Below are 17993 nucleotides of genomic sequence, written 5' to 3' on the forward strand. Positions count from 1 at the left end.
TGGGGTGGGTGCCGCGTCGGGGCGGATTCCCCGCAGGGCCCGCCCCACGCCCGGCAAGCACGGACACTGAGCTTCAACGGGGGTCACACCACCATGCGTTCCTCAAAACGGCGTCCCGCGGTCCTCGCCGCCACCGGCCTCGTGGCCGTCCTGGCGCTCACCGCGACCGCCTGCGACTCCGGTGACGACAAGGCGAGCGGCGGGTCCACGGCCTCCGCGGCGCGGGGATCCGAGAGCGGCGACGACAAGATCGAGATCCCGGACGGCATCAAGGACAAGCTCGAAGAACACGGCATCGACGTCGACCAGTGGAAGAACGGCGCCTGGAAGAACTGGGACAAGGACAAGTGGCTCAGCGAGGCCAAGGACTTCGTCAACCCGGTGATCGACGGGCTGTGGAAGCCCGAGCGGATGAAGTCCGCCCAGGACCCGGACAAGACGATCTCCGCGAAGGACGCGGCGGCCGACCAGGGCGTCAGTGATCCGGAGCCGGAACCCGTCGACGCCAAGGCCGAGAAGACCCCGTACCACGACCACGCCGCACCGGTCGGCAAGGTCTTCTTCGACTCCCCCGAGGGCTCGATGGTCTGCTCGGGCACGGTCGTCAAGGACGTGAACCACCCCGGCAGGTCCAACCTCGTGTGGACCGCGGGCCACTGTGTGCACGCCGGTGGTGGCGGCGGCTGGTACCGCAACATCGCCTTCGTGCCGTCCTACAACGACCGGGGCAGGTCCGAGGCGCAGCTCGGCAGCGCCACGGCGTCGGAGATCGCGCCGTACGGCCAGTGGTGGGCGGACTGGGCCTCGGCCTCCGACGAGTGGATCTCGGGCGGCGACGAGACGGGCGGCGCGGGCGCCCCGTACGACTACGCCGTGCTGCACGTGAAGCCTGAGCGGGGCGCCAAGTCCCTCGAGGAGACCGTCGGCAACGCGCTGGACGTGGACTTCTCCGCGCCGTCCGCCCAGGACGTCACCGCGATGGGCGCCTGGGGCTACCCGGCCGCGCCGCCGTACAACGGCCTCGCCATGTTCAAGTGTGTCGACGAGCCCGGCCGCCTCTCGCTGGACCCGGCCCTGCCCACGATGTACCGCATCGGCTGCACCATGACCGGCGGTTCGTCCGGCGGTGGCTGGTTCCGGGTCGTCGACGGCAGGACCGAGCTCGTCTCGAACACCTCGATCGGTCCGGCCGGCAACACCTGGCTGGCGGGACCACAGCTGGGCAAGGGCGCCCAGGCGCTCTACGAGCGGATGAGCGAGGAGTACGGCGGCCGGTAGGCACCCGCACCCTCACGGACGGCGCGCTCAGGTCACGGCCCGCAGTCCATGGACACGCGCCGACGGTCACGGGCGCTCGCCCACGACGAAGGCCCGCCCCCTCGACAGGGGGCGGGCCTTCGGACATCCGGAACGGATGAAGTGCCGAGCGGCTGCCCTTGCCGGAGCAGTCGCCGAGCGGGTGCTCTCAGCGGAGCGCGGGCGCCGCGACGTACGGTGCGAGGTCCGCCGCCAGCTCCTCGTGGACCCGCAGCTTGAGCAGCGTGCCCTCCGGGGTGTGCTCCTCGGAGATCACCTCGCCCTCGGTGTGGGCGCGGGCGACCAGCTGGCCGTGCGTGTACGGAACGAGCGCCTCGATCTCGACCTTGGGACGCGGCAGCTCGTTGTCGATCAGTGCGAGCAGCTCGTCCATGCCCTGGCCGGTACGGGCCGAGACCGCGATGGAACGCTTCTCGTTCCGCATCAGCCGCTGAAGCACCAGCGGGTCCGCCGCGTCCGCCTTGTTGATCACGACGATCTCGGGCACCTTGGTCGCGCCGACGTCACGGATGACCTCGCGCACCGCGGCCAGCTGCTCCTCCGGAGCCGGGTGCGAACCGTCCACCACGTGCAGGATCAGGTCGGAGTCGCCGACCTCCTCCATCGTGGAGCGGAACGCCTCGACCAGGTGGTGCGGCAGGTGGCGTACAAAACCGACCGTGTCGACCAGCGTGTACAGCCGCCCACTCGGGGTCTCGGCCCGGCGCACGGTCGGGTCGAGGGTCGCGAACAGGGCGTTCTCGACGAGGACGCCCGCTCCCGTGAGGCGGTTGAGTAGGGACGACTTGCCGGCGTTGGTGTAACCGGCGATGGCGACCGATGGCACCTTGTTGCGGCGGCGCTCCTGGCGCTTGATCTCGCGGCCCGTCTTCATGTCCGCGATCTCCCGGCGCATCTTCGCCATCTTCTCGCGGATACGGCGCCGGTCCGTCTCGATCTTGGTCTCACCGGGACCACGGGTGGCGAGACCGCCGCCCTTGCCGCCGCCCATCTGACGGGACAGCGACTGACCCCAGCCGCGCAGCCTCGGCAGCATGTACTGCATCTGCGCGAGCGCGACCTGCGCCTTGCCCTCTCGGGACTTGGCGTGCTGGGCGAAGATGTCGAGGATCAGGGCCGTACGGTCGATGACCTTGACCTTGACGACGTCTTCGAGGTGGATCAGCTGGCCTGGGCTCAGCTCACCGTCACAGATCACGGTGTCGGCGCCGGTCTCGATCACGATGTCCCGGAGCTCATTGGCCTTGCCGGAACCGATGTACGTGGCCGCGTCGGGCTTGTCCCGGCGCTGGACGACGCCGTCGAGCACGAGCGCCCCCGCGGTCTCCGCGAGAGCGGCCAGCTCGGCCAGCGAGTTGTCCGCGTCCTGAATGGTCCCCGAGGTCCAGACACCGACGAGGACGACGCGCTCCAGGCGGAGCTGTCGGTACTCGACCTCGGTGACGTCCTCGAGTTCGGTGGAGAGGCCCGCCACACGGCGCAGGGCCGCGCGCTCGGAGCGATCGAGCTGCTCGCCGTCCCGGTCTCCGTCGATCTCGTGGCTCCAGGCGACGTCCTCTTCCATCAGGGCATCGGCCCGAAGACCTTCGGGGTAGTTCTGCGCGGAACTCTGCGCGTCCTGGGAAGGGGAAGAAGAGGAGGTCATTGGATCCTTACGTAGCTGGGGAGAGCCGCGGGCCGACGAACGCGGTCCGTCACACAGAACAACGCCCGAGGCCACCGGGAGATTCCCGGTTCCGGCCGTGCCGAACCTCCGAAAGGGGCCGCGGCGCCGGCTCGAAGATGGTCGCACGGTACGGCCCGTCTCGTCACGTGACTTATCGGGCCCCGCCGCGCACCCGCGGGCATCGCGCTCGCGGGGTGCCGGTGTGCTCCCGGTCCCCTCGATGCACGCGCCCGCGGGCCCCGCCGCCTCACGCGTGCTTGCGCGCCTTGGGGGCGTCGCTCTTCCAGTCCGGGTGCCCCGGCATCGGCGGTGTCTTCCCGGCGTAGAGCCACGCCTTGAAGAACCCGCTCAGATCGCGTGCGGCGACGGCGGAGGCGAGGTCCACGAAGTCGGCCGTCGAGGCCACGCCGTCCCGGTTGACGCTCACCCAGGTCCGCTCCAGGCGTTCGAAGGCCGGGCGCCCGATCTCCTGCCGCAGCGCGTACAGGGCCAGGGCCGCGCCGTCGTAGACGTTCGGCCGGAAGATGCTGATCTTGTTGCCGGGCTTGGGTGCCTTCGGCGCCGCGGGCGGCCCGCCGGCGGCGCGCCAGGAGTCGGACAGGCGGTAGGCGGCCTTCATCCGGGCCGCCATCGGCTTGTTCGCCTTCTCCTCGGCGTACAGGGCCTCGTACCAGGTGGCGTGCCCTTCGTTGAGCCACAGGTCGGACCAGGTGCGGGGGCTGACGCTGTCACCGAACCACTGGTGGGACAGCTCGTGCACCATGATCGACTCGACGTACCACTTCGGGTACGCGGGCTCGGTGAAGAGGTCCTTCTCGAAGAGCGAGAGCGTCTGCGTCTCCAGCTCGAAGCCGGTCTGCGCCTGCGCCATCAGCAGCCCGTACGTCTCGAAGGGGTAGCGCCCGACCTTGCCCTCCATCCAGGCGATCTGGCCGGGGGTCTTCCGGAGCCACGGTTCGAGCGTCGCGCGGTCGGCGGCGGGGACGACATCGCGTACGGGCAGGCCGTGCGGCCCCGCGCGGTGGAGCACGCGGGAGCGGCCGATGGACACCTGCGTCAGCTCGGTGGCCATGGGGTGCTCGGTGCGATACGTCCAGGTCGTGGCCCCGCGGGCCCGGTCGGTGCCCTCGGGCAGACCGTTGGCCACGGCGGTGTACCCCTCGGGCGCGGTGACGTGGATGGTGAACATCGCCTTGTCGGAGGGGTGGTCGTTGCACGGGAAGACCAGGTGCGCGGCGTCGGCCTGGTTGGCCATCGCGAGCCCGTCCTTGGTCCGCACCCAGCCGCCGTCCTGGTCCTTCGCGCTGACCGGATCGCTGGTGTGCCGCACGGTGATGCGCAGCGGGCTCCCGGCGGACAGCGGTTCGGCGGGCGTCACGACCAGGTCGTCGCCGGCGCTCGCGAAGTCGGCGGACGCCCCGTTGACCTCGACCGATCGCACCGTTCCGTGCGCGAAGTCGAGATTGACGCGGTCGAGTGAAGCCGTGGTCAGTGCGTCGATCGTGGTGACGGCCGTGAGCGGCTTGTCGTTGGTGCCGGGGTAGGTGAAGTCGAGGTCGTACGACTCGACGTCGTAGCCGGGGTTGCCGAGGGTGGGGAAGAGCCGGTCACCCACTCCCAGGGGCGAGGCCGGGTCCGGGGCGCTCGCGGCGATCAGACAGACGGAGACGGCCGAGGCGAGCAGGGCCGACGTGACACGGCGGCTCCTCGGGCGTACGGGCGTGGGGGTGGGGTTGAGCGGCATGGACCACCGCTACCAGCGCGCACGGGTCCCGCGGTGGCGACTCGCGCCCGTCCCACCCGAACGGGTCCGCAAGGAGGCTCATCGGGGCCGGTGTCCGGTGGCCGGCGTGGGGCGCGCGGCGCCCGGTGTCTACTGGGCCGCCGTCGCCGGATGCTGGGCCCGGCTCACGTCGTACACGCCGGGCACATTGCGCATCGCGCGCATCAGGGCCTGGAGGCGCGCCGCGTCCGGGAGTTGGAGCGTGTAGGTGTGGCGGACCCGCTGCTGGCTGGGCGGTTCGACGGTCGCCGAGACGACGGCGACCCCCTCCGCCGCGATGGCTTCGGTGAGGTCGGCGAGCAGATGCGGGCGCCCGAAGGACTCGGCGACCAGGGTGACGCGGCACTCGGTGGTGTCCCCCCAGCGCACACCGACCTCCGCGCGCCCCGCGTTCTTCATGCGCGCCGCTCCGGCGCACTCCACGCGGTGCACGGTGACCACTCCCCCGCGGACGGCGAAGCCGGTCACCTCGTCGGGCGGTACGGGCGTACAGCAGCCGGCCATACGTACGGACGCGCCGGGCGGGTCGGCGACGGCGCTCGCGGGACGGGCGACCTGCGCCTCGGTGGGGCGGGCCGGGGCCTCGACGGGCGGCCTGGGGCTCGTGGCGGAGGTCCCGGACGTCTCCTCGTCGCCGGGTGCGGGATGCGTGGCCATCCAGCGCTGGATGGCGATCCGCGCCGCGGCCGTGTGCGCGTGCTCCAGCCACTCCCTGGACGGCTCGGAGGCGGGGTCCTGGCCCATGAGGAGCTGAACGGTGTCGCCGTCCTTCAGGACCGTACTGAGCGTCGCCAGGCGGCCGTTGACGCGGGCTCCGATGCAGGCGTGCGCGTCCTCGCCGTACTGCGCGTAGGCCGCGTCGACGCAACTGGCGCCTTCCGGAAGGCCCAGCGAGCCTCCGTCGGCGCGGAACACGGTGATCTCGCGGTCCTGGGCCAGGTCTTCGCGGAGTGTCGACCAGAAGGTGTCCGGGTCCGGGGCGCCCTGCTGCCAGTCGAGCAGCCGGGAGAGCCAGCCGGGACGGGTGGGGTCGGCGCGCTCGCCGTCGAAGGGGCGGTCCCCGCCGCCGTCCGGCTGCTCCTCCGACGGCGGAGCGTAGGGATTGCCGAGCGCGATGACTCCGGCCTCGGCCACCTTGTGCATCTGGTGCGTGCGGATGAGGACTTCGGCGACCTGGCCGTCGCCACGGGTCACGGCCGTGTGCAGCGACTGATACAGGTTGAACTTGGGGACGGCGATGAAGTCCTTGAACTCCGAGACCACCGGGGTGAGACAGGTGTGCAGTTCGCCGAGGACGCCGTAGCAGTCGGCGTCCTCGCTCACGAGCACCAGGAGGCGTCCGAAGTCGGCGCCGCGCATCGGGCCGCGTTTGCGCGACACGCGGTGCACGGAGACGAAGTGCCGTGGCCTTATGAGGACTTCGGCCTGGATGCCGGCGTCGCGCAGGACCACGCGCACCTCCTCCGCGATCTCCGCGAGAGGGTCGTCGTCGCGGCCGGCGTTCTCGGCGATGAGCTCCCGCGTGTGCTCGTACTCCTCGCGGTGCAGGATCGCGAAGACGAGGTCTTCCAGCTCGGTCTTGAGCGCCTGGACACCGAGCCGCTCGGCGAGCGGGATCAGCACGTCCCGGGTCACTTTGGCGATCCGTGCCTGTTTCTCGGGGCGCATGACGCCGAGGGTCCGCATGTTGTGCAGCCGGTCCGCGAGTTTGATCGACATCACCCGCACGTCGTTGCCCGTCGCGACCAGCATCTTCCGGAACGTCTCCGGTTCGGCGGCGGCTCCGTAGTCGACCTTCTCCAACTTGGTGACGCCGTCGACGAGATAGCAGACCTCGTCGCCGAACCCCTCCCGCACCTGATCCAACGTCACTTCCGTGTCCTCGACGGTGTCGTGGAGCAGGGAGGCGGTCAACGTCGTCGTCTCGGCGCCCAGTTCGGCGAGGATCAGGGTCACGGCGAGCGGGTGGGTGATGTACGGCTCGCCGCTCTTGCGCATCTGGCCGCGGTGCGAGGACTCCGCGAGGACGTACGCCCGGCGCAGAGGCTCCAGTTTGGCGTCGGGGTGGTGGGCGCGGTGCGCCTCGGCCACATGCCCGATGGCGTCCGGCAGCCGGTCACGGGTCGCGGGCCCGAGCAGTGCGGCCCGCCCCAGGCGGCGCAGGTCGATCCGGGGACGCCCTTTCCTGCGGTGCGCCGGGGCCACCCCCGGCTCCAGCGAGGGCGAGCGCTCGGGGGCGGGCATTGCAGGGCCTGGCGTCGCGGGATTCGTCGCCTCCGCACTCATGGGCACCTCCGGCTGCGTAAGACCGGCGGACGGGTGCCCCATGGCGTACTCGGCTCAGGGGATCGTGTCGGTCCCCCGTCCGGGCCGGTGCTTGATGCTACCGAGCCCACCACGCCCGGTTGACCGCCTCTCGCCGAGCGTGAAACGGATCACCCATTCGAGCGAAGGTTTTTGGGTTTACGGTTTCGAACTTTCGGAAGGGACGGCACGGACGTACGGCGTCGCAGCAAGACGGACGTACGGCCTCGCGCCAAGAGGGGACAGGTCGCGCCTGTCCCCCGGCCGCGCGACTCAGCGTCGCGCGTCGTCCAGCCACTCCGCGTCGATCTCGCCCTCGGCGACGATCACCGCGGGGCCCGTCATCTCGATCTCGCCGTCCGCGCGCTCGGTGATCACCAGGCGTCCGCCGGGCACGTCGACGGTGTACGTCGCCGGGGTGCCGGTCACGGCGGGGTCGGCGTTGTCGCGGCGGGCCGCGGCGACGGCCACGGCGCACGCGCCGGTGCCGCAGGAGCGGGTCTCTCCGGAGCCTCGCTCGTGGACCCGCAGGGCGACATGACCGGGTCCCCGGTCGACCACGAACTCGACGTTGACCCCGTCCGGGTACGCCGACGCCGGGGTGAACGGCGGCGGCGTGAACAGATCGCCGGCGTGCGCGAGGTCGTCCACGAAGGCGACGGCGTGCGGGTTGCCCATGTTCACGTTGCGCGCGGGCCAGCTGCGCTCGCCGACGCTCACCGTCACTTCTCCCCCGGGAAGGAGTGCCTTGCCCATGCCGACGGTGACGTCTCCGTTCTTGGCGACGTGCACGGTCTTCACACCCCCGCGCGTGGCGACGGCCGTATCTCCTTCGGCCACATACCCGGCGCGCTGGAGGTAGCGGGCGAACACACGCACTCCGTTGCCGCACATCTCGGCGACCGAGCCGTCGCCGTTGCGGTAGTCCATGAACCACTCCGCTTCGGCCGCCATGTGCCGGGCCTCGGGGTGCGCGGCGGACCGTACGACGTGCAGCAGACCGTCGCCGCCGATGCCCGCGCGGCGGTCGCACAGCGCGGCGACAGCGGCCGGGGGCAGGTCGATGACGTTCTCAGGGTCCGGGACGATCACGAAGTCGTTCTCGGTCCCGTGGCCCTTGAGGAAGGCGATCCGCGTGCTCATCCCTCGATCGTACGGGGTCGGCACGACGGTCCGGGCAGCGCGGGGCGGGGCAGCTACGGCACCCACGTCCGCGTCGGGCCGGGTGACCGGGATCGGGTCCGTGACCCGGCGGACCGGGCCGGGGGAGTCAGCGCAGCCGGGCCACGCGCCACACGGCGAGCACCGCCACCGCGGCGACGACCACGACGTACGCGATCACCACACGCCAGTCCGGGCGGCGGCCGGAGCCGCGCGGCGGGAAGCCGGGCAGGGCGTAGCCGACCCGGCGGGCGGCCATCAAGCCCCAGCCGGCGGCGCACGAGCAGATCAGCAGGCCGAGCATGGCGACCACGGCACCGCCGTCACCGAACTCGAAGGCCAGCGGGAAGGCGAACATCAGCGAACCGGTCGCGGCCAGCGCCACGATGGGCGCGAGCTGCCAGATGCGCAGTCGGCGCTGCGGGCGCAGCTCGACCTCGACCTCCGGTTCCGGGGACATCTCGCCGGGGCCGGGACCGTCGGCGATCACCCCGTCGGGGGTCTCCTCGGGGCCGTCGGAGCTCAGGCGCTCTCCGCCCAGCTCCGGCTCGACGCCGGGATCGGCGTCCGGATCGATGCTCAGTCGGACTCCGTCCGGATCAGCACCGTACTCAGTGCCTCGTGCAGTGTCGCGAGGGCCGGCCTCCATCGCCACGCGCCCTCCCAACTCGGACTTCACTGGTCGATCGAAGCTCGATGATGGCACGGCGCCGGAGGCCCGGATGACGGCCGGAGCGTCCCGATGCCATGACGTGATCAGGCTGTGACCGGTCGTTCGACCAACGCCAGTGCGAGTTCCGGCAGTTCTGTGAGATCCGCCGCAGCCCCACTGAGCCAATGCACCCGCGGGTCGCGCCGGAACCACGAATCCTGACGGCGCGCGAAGCGCTTGGTGGCGCGTACGGTCTCGGCGCGGGCCTCGGCATCGGTGCACTCCCCGGCGAGCGCCGCGAGGACCTGCTGGTATCCGAGCGCGCGTGACGCCGTGCGCCCCGCGCGCAGGCCGTGCGCCTCCAGGGTGCGCACTTCGTCCACGAGCCCGGCCTCCCACATCCGGTCCACCCGGCGCGCGATGCGCTCGTCGAGCTCGGGGCGTGCCACATCGACACCGATCTGGAGGGTGTCGTACACGGAGTCGTGGCCGGGCAGATTGGCGGTGAAGGGTTTGCCGGTGATCTCGATGACCTCGAGGGCCCGGACGATACGGCGGCCGTTGCTGGGCAGGATCGCGTGCGCGGCCTCGGGGTCGGCCATGGCGAGCCGCGCGTGCAGCGCTCCGGAGCCGCGCAGGGTGAGCTCCTCCTCCAGACGGGCGCGCACCTCGGGGTCGGTGCCGGGGAACTCCAGGTTGTCGACGGCCCCTCGGACGTACAGCCCGGAGCCGCCCACCAGGATCGGCCAGCGCCCCTCGGCGAGCAGCGCGTCGATGCGGGCGCGGGCGAGCCGCTGGTACTCGGCGACGCTGGCGGTGACCGTCACGTCCCAGATGTCCAGGAGGTGGTGCGGGACGCCGCCGCGCTCATCGGGCGTCAGCTTGGCGGTACCGATGTCCATCCCTCGGTACAACTGCATCGAGTCGGCGTTGACGACCTCGCCTCCGAGACGCCTGGCGAGGAAAACGCCCAGATCGGACTTTCCTGCGGCGGTCGGTCCGACGACGGCGATGACCCGGGGGGCGGGGGGTGCGCTACTCACGGTCCCAGTCTCGCAAACCCCCGGCCCTCTCCTCCAACGAGCTACGTGACGCCGCGGGTCCGGGTTCGTTGCCTGATGCGAGGTTCCCGCCGCCGGTTCCGAGAACCGGTGACCCGGGCGACGCAATGGGACGCACCGGGCGACGCGGAATTTCGCCCTCACGAGTAACGTATGGAGTGGATATGGGCGTTTTTGCACGACTTCTCCGGAGGTCAAAGAGTACGGAGGAGGCGTCACCCGCCGAGGTGGAGACTGCCGTACAGCCGGACGGCACCGAGGCGGAAGTGGCGGCGGAGGGTTCGTCCGACAACGAGGGCGAGGCGACGGCGGGGACCGCCGGGACCGACACCGCGGAGGACGTCGACATCCCCAAGCAGCAGACCGCCGAACAGGCCGCCGACAACGAGGCGGGCGAGGGCGCCCGCACATAACTGTCCCGCGAGGGAAGGCGAACCATGGGTCTGATGGACAATCTGAAAGCCAAGCTGGAGCCCGCCAAGGACAAGGTCTCCGGGCTCGCGCAGCAGCACGGGCACAAGGTCACGCACGGCCTCGACAAGGCCGCGAAGGTGGTCGACGAGAAGACCAAGCACAAGTACAGCGGCAAGATCCAGACGGGCACGGGCAAGGCCAAGGACGCCATGGACCGCCTCGCGCACAAGGACGGCGGCGGGGTCACGCCCCCACCGGACATGCCGGCGCCGCCTCAGACATCCTGAACGACCCACACATCGGCGGACGGCCGCGAAGCCCTCGGGCTTCCGGCCGTCCGCCGTGTCCGGCCCGGTGCGGGCACGGCGGCCGGCACACGGCGGTCGGCGGTCGGCGGTCGGCGGTCGGCGGTCGGCGGTCGGCGGCTGACGGTCGGCGTGAGCGACGCGGGCACGGCGCGACGGCGGTCGGCGCGAGCAACGCGGGCACGGCGGGTCGGCATGAGCAACGCGGGCACGGCAGTGGGCGTGAGCGACGGCAGCCACGGGACGGCGCCCGGCACGGCAGAGGGCGAGCGTGACGCGGGCACGGCGGGACGGCGTGAGCGACGCGGGCACGGCGCGAGGGCCTGAGGGACTGCGGCCGCGGGGCGCTGCCGGGCGGCGAGTTCGTGCCCCGGCCGTCCTCTCGCTCGTACGGCTCAACGCGCCACGGATTTCCCGTGGCGGCCTCTAGGACCAGGCCGCCACCAGATATCCCACTCCGAACGGGGCGTCGTCGTAGAGCAGGGCGCCGCCGAGCCCCGCACCCTCGGCCGCGCCGGCGAGGACCTGCCAGGGGGCGCGCCCCGCGGCCTTCAGCTCGTGGGCCAGGGCAGTGTCCAGTGCCTTGAGGGCCGCCACGTCCGCGGTTCCCAGCGCACGCGCGACCTCCGCGTCGAAGCCCGCCGCGCGCTCGTCGAGATAGCCCGGCGCCTTGAGCGTTCTGCACGCGCTGGCGTCACCCATCACCAGCAGCGCCACCCGCCCGGCCCGCCCGGCCCGCCCGCCGATGTTCTCCCCCGCCTGGATACACCGCTCGGCCTCCAGAGGTTCCCCCACTCCGAGCCCCTCCACCGGGGCGTCGGACCAGCCGGTGCGCTCCAGCAGCCAGGCGGCGACGGCGAGGGAGGGCGGCAGTCCGCGTTCCGAGGCGTCAGGGCTCGCGGCGGCCGCGTCCGGGCGACCGAGGCACACGTCGAGATCGACCCCGAAGCCGCTGAAGGAGCCGCGGGTGCCCTCCGGGTGCGGTCCGCGACCGCTCTGTTCGGCGGGGCCGACGACCACCAGCAGGTCGGGACGGGATGCGGCGAGCACGCCCAGCGCGTCCGTGCAGGCCGCGCGGGCGGCGTCCAACTCGGGTGCCGCGCCGGCGGCGACGCCGGGGACGAGCAGCGGAGGGCAGGGGCAGACTGCGGCGGCTACAAGCATGATCCGCAGCGTAACGGTGCCGACCGACGATCCGCCCCGGCCCCACTCCGGTTCCGTCGGCCCACATCGGCCCGCCGTCCCGGCCCGCGTCGGCCCGCCGTCCCGGCCCGCGTCGGCCCGCCGTCCCGGCCCGCGTCGGCCCGCCGTCCCGGCCGGCGTCGCTCCGTCGTCCCGGCCGCCGTCGCCCCGTCAGTCGGTCAGTCCGGTCAGTCGCAGCCGCAGCCGCTGCCCGCGGCCACGGGGAGCGGCTCGGGGGCGCCGATCCTCGGCAGGCCGAGCATGACGCCCGCCGGCTTGACGGCCTCGGCGGCGTTGCGCTTCTCCCAGGCGTCCCCCGCGCGCGTGCGGCGCACGTCCAGGACAGTGCCCTCGGCGAGCAGGTGGTGCGGGGCGGCGTAGGTGATCTCGACGGTGACCACGTCGCCGGGGCGGACCTCTTCGTCGGGCTTGGTGAAGTGGACCAGCCGGTTGTCGGGAGCGCGGCCGGACAGCCGGTGGGTGGCGCCGTCCTTGCGGCCCTCGCCCTCGGCGACCATCAGCTCCAGGGTGCGGCCGACCTGCTTCTTGTTCTCGTTCCAGGAGATCTCCTCCTGGAGGGCGACGAGACGCTCGTAGCGCGCCTGGACGACCTCCTTGGGGATCTGCCCCTCCATGGTGGCCGCCGGAGTGCCGGGGCGCTTGGAGTACTGGAAGGTGAAGGCCGCCGAGAAGCGGGCCTCGCGGACCGCGTACAGGGTCTGCTCGAAGTCCTCCTCCGTCTCACCGGGGAAGCCCACGATGATGTCGGTGGTGATCGCCGCGTCCGGGATGGCGGCCCGGACCTTCTCGATGATCCCCAGGAAGCGGTCCTGGCGGTACGAGCGGCGCATCGCCTTCAGCACGGGGTCCGATCCGGACTGCATCGGCATGTGCAGCTGCGGCATCACGTTCGGGGTCTCGGCCATGGCGGCGATCACGTCGTCGGTGAAGTCGCGCGGGTGCGGCGAGGTGAAGCGGACACGCTCCAGGCCCTCGATCTGCCCGCAGGCGCGCAGCAGCTTGCTGAAGGCCTCACGGTCGCCGATGTCGCTGCCGTACGCGTTGACGTTCTGGCCGAGCAGGGTGATCTCGGAGACGCCCTCGCCGACCAGGGCCTCGATCTCGGCCAGGATGTCGCCGGTTCTGCGGTCCTTCTCCTTGCCGCGCAGCGCCGGGACGATGCAGAAGGTGCAGGTGTTGTTGCAGCCGACGGAGATCGACACCCAGGCCGCGTACGCGCTCTCGCGGCGGGTCGGCAGGGTGGAGGGGAAGGCCTCCAGGGACTCGGCGATCTCGATCTGCGCCTCTTCCTGGACGCGGGCGCGCTCCAGGAGGACCGGCAGCTTGCCGATGTTGTGCGTGCCGAAGACGACGTCCACCCAGGGCGCCCGCTTCACGATGGTGTCGCGGTCCTTCTGGGCGAGGCAGCCGCCGACGGCGATCTGCATGCCGGGGCGCTTCGTCTTCATGGGGGCGAGGCGGCCGAGGTTGCCGTAGAGCTTGTTGTCGGCGTTCTCGCGTACGGCGCAGGTGTTGAAGACGACGACGTCCGCGTCGCCGTCCGAGCCCTCGGGCGCCTTCACATAACCGGCGTCCTCGAGGAGCCCGGAGAGCCGTTCGGAGTCATGGACGTTCATCTGACACCCGTAGGTGCGCACTTCGTACGTCTTGGATTCCTGAACGTCCACTGCCTGACTCCGGTCGCCGCTGCTCATGTGACAAGGGTAGGCGGTAGCTGGAGTGCGTCCGGACGCCGGAGCCGCCGACCGGTGCGCGGCAAGGGGATCCACGGACCGTCCGGCCCGCTCCGGGCCCGGAGCCGTGCTCACTCGCCGGGGGCGACCAGCCGCTCCGCGACCGTCTTCGCGGCGGCTCCCAGCAGGATCGTGTAGTGGTTGGTGCCCGCGATCAGCTCGGCGGGCAGGCCCGGGGACCTCCCGGTCCAGTGCTCGACGACGGCCGCCTGGAGCATCGGCGGCTCCTGGCCGAGCAGCCCGAGCGGCGCGTGCAGCAGCCGGGCCGGGACGGACAGCCGCGTGAGGTCGGCGGCGAACAGGTCGGCGGAGGCCAGCAGATCCCGCCCGTCGTGCCGTACGGCCTCCTCGCGCGCCTTGGAACGCCGAGCGCCCCGGGGCCCCGTGAGGTCGTAGCGCACGTACGTCTCGATGTCCGCGTTCCAGTCGGGGCCGAGCGCCGGATGCGCGCGGAAGAAGTCGACGTAGGCCTGGTCGGTCTCGAAGGTCCGGCCGAGGCGGGCCAGCGCGGGGCCGAGGGTGACGTCCAGGATCGCGTCGAGGTCGGCGCCGGGCGGCACGGGCAGGGGCAGGCCGCCGTCGACGAGCAGCAGCCGGTCGAACAGCTCGGGCCGTCGCGCCGCCGCGCGCAGCGCGATGTACGCGCCCATCGAGTGCCCGGTCAGGGCGACGGGCCGGCCGTCGCCCAGATCCTCGGCCAGGCGGCACAGGTCCGTGGCGTGCCGGTCGAGGCCGTACGGGCCGGGGGTGCCGGCGCTGCCGCCGCGCCCCCGCAGGTCGGGCGCGAACAGGGTCCACTCGTCGGGGAGCCGACGGGCCATGGCGCCGAAGGCCATCCCGGACGCGGTGATGCCGTGCGCCGCGAGGGCGATCCGCGGCCCCCGGCCGAACCGCAGGACACGGAGGGTTCCGCCCTCGACGGGCAGATCGAGTTCGGCCGGCTCGTTCATGCGCTCTCCTGGTCGTCGCTGGTGGGCACCCCGAGGTGCGCCGACGGCCCCGCGGTTCCTGGTGACCGGGCCCCGAAGGGGCGAAGGGGCGAAGGGGCGCAAGCTAGCAAGCCGGTCGGCGGTGCCGGAAGGGTGCGCGTCGGCCAAGCGGCAGAGACGGCTGGCCGACAGTGCCGGAAGGGTGCACGTCGGCCAAGCGGCAGAGACGGCTGGCCGACAGTGCCGGAAGGGTGCACGTCGGCCAAGCCGCAGAGACGGCAGACCGACGGTACGGGAAGGGCGCGGGTCGACCGAGCGGCAGAGACGGCCGGACGACGGGCGGGAGGGCGGCAGCCGCCGCGCCCCCGGGTGCCGCGGACACGCGCTAGGCGTCCGGCGCGCTCCATCCCTGCCGCCTCAGGACCTCCGACACATCCGGGGCCCGGTAGTGCTCGCCCTTGAGGACCTTGCCGTCGGCCCTGCGGGCGACATGGCCGTCGGGGCCCAGCTTCGTCATGTTGGACCGGTGGATCTCGGCGATCACCGCGTCGAGGTCGATCCCGTGGACCAGAGCCGTGCCGTACGCCACGTACACGACGTCGGCGAGCTCGTGCGCCAGTCGGTCGAGCGGGCCGCCGACCGAGACCTCGGCGACCTCGGCCGCCTCCTCTGCCAGCAGTTCGCCGCGGTGCGCGGCGAGCTTCGGGGAGACCTCGGCCGGGGTGTCGCGGACCTCGAGGCCGAAGGCGAGATGGAACGCGCGGACCAGGGAGGCGGGCGAAGGGGCGGCGCCGGGCTCGACGGCGGCCGGGGAAGCCGGGGAAGGCATCGGAGTGGCGGAAGGCGCGACCTGCGACGGGGAAGACGGCTGCATCCGGCGAGCCTATCGATCCGCCGGATCCCCCCTCGTGAGTCCCGCCCTGGTCAGGACCGCCCCCGGACTGGCAGGATCGCGCGCATGTTCCAGGCACTCCCCCGTATCGGCCGGCGCCGCGCGCTGTTCGGCTCGGCGACCGCTCTCACGGTCGTCGGGCTGCTGCTGTGGTGGCTGCTGCCGCTGGGCGAGGAGTCCCCGAGCGGGGCGATCACCTTCAGCACGGGCACCTCGACCGGGGTCTACGAGAAGTACGGCAAGCTCCTCCAGGGCGCCATCGCCAAGGACCTGCCGGACCTGGACGTCCAGCTGAAGAAGAGTGACGGATCACAGCAGAACGTCCGGCGCGTGGCCACGGGCGAGGCGGACTTCACCATCGCGGCGGCCGACGCCGTGGAGACGTACATACTCGAGAACAAGCCGGGATCGGGCCGGCTGCGCGGCTGCTCGCGGCTCTACGACGACTACGTGCACCTGGTGGTCCCGCGCTCGTCGTCCGTACGGTCGGTGGCGGACCTGAAGGGCCGGAGGGTCGCCCTCGGACCGAGCGGGTCCGGGGTGCGGCTGATCGCGAACCATGTGCTCCAGGCGGCGGGGCTGGACCCCGACACGGACATCGAGCCCCTCGCCGACGGCATCAAGACCATGCCCGGCCTGCTCAAAGAGCACAAGATCGACGCCTTCTTCTGGTCGGGCGGCCTGCCGACGAGCGCCGTGGTGGACCTCTCCAAGGCCGACGACATCAGGCTGGTGCCGATCGGCGGCGGCCTCGTCAAGAAACTGCACGAGCAGGGCGGCGCCTCCCGCTACTACCGGTCCGCCCAGATGCCCGCCGACGCCTACCCCGAGGCGCAGCGCGGCTCCCCCGTGCAGACCCTGGCCGTGGCCAACTACCTGATCACCCGTGAGGACGCGGACGCGAAGCTCACCGAGGAGCTCACCCGCACGGTGATCGCCAGCCGCGACCGGATCGGCGGCGTGGTGCACGCGGCCCAGCTGGTGGACCTGCGCACGGCGATCTACACGGACCCGCTGCCCCTGCACGACGGCGCGAGCCGTTACTACCGGTCGATCAAGCCCTGACCCGCGGCGCCGGAGCCCCGGCGCCGCCCCCTGCCGCATCCGCGGAGCCGCCCGGTTCCGGCACGGACCGTCCCGCGGAGCGGCGCCCCGCGAGGTCCCTCAGGCCGTCGGCCCCGACCTCGGCACCGTCACCGTCACCCGCAGACCGTGCGGCTCGTGGTGGTCGTACGCGATGGAGCCGCCGCCCGCGGCGAGCAGGGCCCGCGAGATGGAGAGGCCGAGGCCCGAGCCCTTGACGTTCTGGTGGACCGCGCTGCGCCAGAAGCGGTCGCCGATGCGGGCCAGGTCCTCGTCGCCGAGGCCGGGGCCGCCGTCGGTGACCACGATGGTCGAGGACGCGCCGTTCGACGCGACGGTCACCTCGACGCTCTCCCCCTCGGGTGTGAACTTGACCGCGTTGTCGATCACCGCGTCCAGGGCGCTGGACAGCGTGACCGGGTCGGCCCACGCGGTGGTGGGCGGGCAGGTCCCCGCCAGTCGTACGCCCCTGCTCTCGGCGACCGGCTGCCAGGACGCCACGCGCTCGGCGGTGAGCTCGCCGATGTCGGTGAGGCGCACATCGGCTTCGGCGTGCTCGGCGAGCGCGAGGTCGAGCAGGTCGTCGAGCACCTGGGTGAGGCGCTTGCCCTCGGTGCGGACCGAGGCGATCTCCTCGTTGCCCTCGGGGAGTTCGAGGGCGAGCAGTTCGATGCGCAGGAGCAGCGCCGAGAGCGGGTTGCGCAGCTGGTGCGAGGCGTCGGCGACGAAGGCGCGCTGCTGCTCCAGCACATCCTCGACGTTGTCCGCCATCTCGTTGAACGACCGGGCCAGGCGCCGGAGTTCCGGTGGGCCGCCGGCGACCGCGACCCGGGACTTCAGGCGCCCGGTCGCGATGTCGTGGGTGGTGGCGTCGAGGACGCGCACGGGCCTGAGCACCCAGCCGGTGAGGCGCAGCGCGGCCCCGAGCGCGAGGAGCATCGCGGCGATCTCGCCCGCGCCGATGATCAGCCAGCCGTGCAGGGTCTTGGAACGCATCTGCCCGGTGGGCGAGTCGGTGACGACGACGGCGACGACGTCGCCGTCCCTGATGACCGGGGAGGCGACGACGAGTCGGTGGCGCTGCCAGGGCCAGACCTGCTCCGGGTCGTGGCTGCGGCGGCTGACGAGCGCCTCGTTGAAGGCGTCGCGGGCCACTCCCGTCCCGGGCACCCGCCAGTTCTCCGGGGCGTTGGCCATGGGCGTGCGGTTGCGGTAGAAGACGCCGGCCCGGATGCCGTACACATCGAAGTAGCGGATGAGTTCGGTCCGCAGGGTCTCGCCGCGTTCGTCCGGGAAGCCCTCCTGGGAACCGCCGGAGGCCTCGGTGACGTACTGGGCGAGGGCCGCGAAGCGCGCGGTGTCGTCGATGCGGTCGACGATCACGCGCTGCTGCTCGGCCGCCGCGACACTCACCGCGAGCGGGATGCCGAGCGCGAGCAGGACGGCTGCCATCAGGACGATGAGCAGCGGAAGGAGACGTGTGCGCACCC

Annotated in this window: 15 protein-coding genes; 4 read left to right on the plus strand and 11 right to left on the minus strand. The window is 72.2% G+C overall.

Annotation, left to right across the window (positions count from 1 at the left end; translation table 11 throughout):
• The first annotated feature begins 93 nt into the window (after positions 1-93).
• Positions 94-1278 carry a serine protease gene (locus OOK38_RS04310; RefSeq protein ID WP_266763398.1) on the plus strand — a complete coding sequence of 395 codons (1185 nt, stop codon included), beginning with the start codon at positions 94-96 and terminating at the stop codon, positions 1276-1278.
• A 187-nt stretch (positions 1279-1465) separates the two neighbouring features.
• On the opposite strand, the gene hflX is transcribed toward OOK38_RS04310, so the two are convergent.
• The 6 genes from hflX to miaA all read right to left on the minus strand — a co-directional run bounded on the left by hflX (position 1466) and on the right by miaA (position 9926).
• A complete protein-coding gene (gene hflX, locus OOK38_RS04315) occupies positions 1466-2962 on the minus strand; it encodes a GTPase HflX (RefSeq protein ID WP_266763397.1) in 1497 nt (498 codons plus the stop codon).
• Between the two features lie 268 nt (positions 2963-3230).
• Positions 3231-4727, minus strand: a complete 1497-nt coding sequence (locus OOK38_RS04320; RefSeq protein WP_266763396.1) for a M1 family metallopeptidase — start codon at positions 4725-4727, stop codon at positions 3231-3233.
• A 129-nt stretch (positions 4728-4856) separates the two neighbouring features.
• Positions 4857-7052: a bifunctional (p)ppGpp synthetase/guanosine-3',5'-bis(diphosphate) 3'-pyrophosphohydrolase gene (locus OOK38_RS04325; RefSeq protein WP_266848127.1), complete on the minus strand. Its 2196-nt coding sequence runs from the start codon at positions 7050-7052 to the stop codon at positions 4857-4859.
• A 291-nt stretch (positions 7053-7343) separates the two neighbouring features.
• Positions 7344-8213, minus strand: coding sequence for a diaminopimelate epimerase (gene dapF / locus OOK38_RS04330; protein ID WP_266763394.1), 870 nt, complete (start codon positions 8211-8213; stop codon positions 7344-7346).
• A gap of 127 nt (positions 8214-8340) precedes the next feature.
• Entirely contained in the window at positions 8341-8880 is a 540-nt protein-coding gene (locus tag OOK38_RS04335) for a hypothetical protein (protein ID WP_266765889.1), read from the minus strand.
• A 107-nt stretch (positions 8881-8987) separates the two neighbouring features.
• On the minus strand, positions 8988-9926 hold the full coding sequence (gene miaA / locus OOK38_RS04340; RefSeq protein ID WP_266763393.1) for a tRNA (adenosine(37)-N6)-dimethylallyltransferase MiaA: 939 nt from the start codon (positions 9924-9926) through the stop codon (positions 8988-8990).
• A 245-nt stretch (positions 9927-10171) separates the two neighbouring features.
• On the opposite strand from miaA, the gene OOK38_RS04345 reads away from it, so the two are divergent.
• The gene (locus tag OOK38_RS04345) at positions 10172-10357 is read left to right on the plus strand and encodes a gliding motility protein (protein WP_323178781.1); all 186 of its coding nucleotides are present in this window, start codon (positions 10172-10174) and stop codon (positions 10355-10357) included.
• Positions 10358-10381: 24 nt separating this feature from the next.
• Positions 10382-10645: an antitoxin gene (locus tag OOK38_RS04350; RefSeq protein WP_266763391.1), complete on the plus strand. Its 264-nt coding sequence runs from the start codon at positions 10382-10384 to the stop codon at positions 10643-10645.
• 444 nt (positions 10646-11089) lie between these two features.
• Here OOK38_RS04350 and OOK38_RS04355 read toward each other — a convergent pair whose 3' ends face one another.
• The 4 genes from OOK38_RS04355 to OOK38_RS04370 all read right to left on the minus strand — a co-directional run bounded on the left by OOK38_RS04355 (position 11090) and on the right by OOK38_RS04370 (position 15357).
• Positions 11090-11827 carry a class III extradiol dioxygenase subunit B-like domain-containing protein gene (locus tag OOK38_RS04355; protein ID WP_266763390.1) on the minus strand — a complete coding sequence of 246 codons (738 nt, stop codon included), beginning with the start codon at positions 11825-11827 and terminating at the stop codon, positions 11090-11092.
• 206 nt (positions 11828-12033) lie between these two features.
• Positions 12034-13560, minus strand: coding sequence for a tRNA (N6-isopentenyl adenosine(37)-C2)-methylthiotransferase MiaB (gene miaB, locus OOK38_RS04360; RefSeq protein WP_266763389.1), 1527 nt, complete (start codon positions 13558-13560; stop codon positions 12034-12036).
• A gap of 110 nt (positions 13561-13670) precedes the next feature.
• On the minus strand, positions 13671-14549 hold the full coding sequence (locus tag OOK38_RS04365; RefSeq protein WP_266763388.1) for an alpha/beta hydrolase: 879 nt from the start codon (positions 14547-14549) through the stop codon (positions 13671-13673).
• A 364-nt stretch (positions 14550-14913) separates the two neighbouring features.
• The gene (locus OOK38_RS04370) at positions 14914-15357 is read right to left on the minus strand and encodes a MazG nucleotide pyrophosphohydrolase domain-containing protein (RefSeq protein WP_266763387.1); all 444 of its coding nucleotides are present in this window, start codon (positions 15355-15357) and stop codon (positions 14914-14916) included.
• A 129-nt stretch (positions 15358-15486) separates the two neighbouring features.
• On the opposite strand from OOK38_RS04370, the gene OOK38_RS04375 reads away from it, so the two are divergent.
• Positions 15487-16485, plus strand: a complete 999-nt coding sequence (locus OOK38_RS04375; protein ID WP_266763386.1) for a TAXI family TRAP transporter solute-binding subunit — start codon at positions 15487-15489, stop codon at positions 16483-16485.
• A gap of 99 nt (positions 16486-16584) precedes the next feature.
• Here the strand turns inward: OOK38_RS04375 and OOK38_RS04380 are convergent, their stop codons facing one another.
• Complete coding sequence (locus OOK38_RS04380; RefSeq protein ID WP_266763385.1) at positions 16585-17991, minus strand: HAMP domain-containing sensor histidine kinase; 1407 nt, start codon at positions 17989-17991, stop codon at positions 16585-16587.
• Positions 17992-17993: the final 2 nt, after the last annotated feature.

Origin of the sequence: Streptomyces sp. NBC_00568, assembly GCF_026341855.1 — a bacterium.
Lineage (GTDB): Bacteria > Actinomycetota > Actinomycetes > Streptomycetales > Streptomycetaceae > Streptomyces.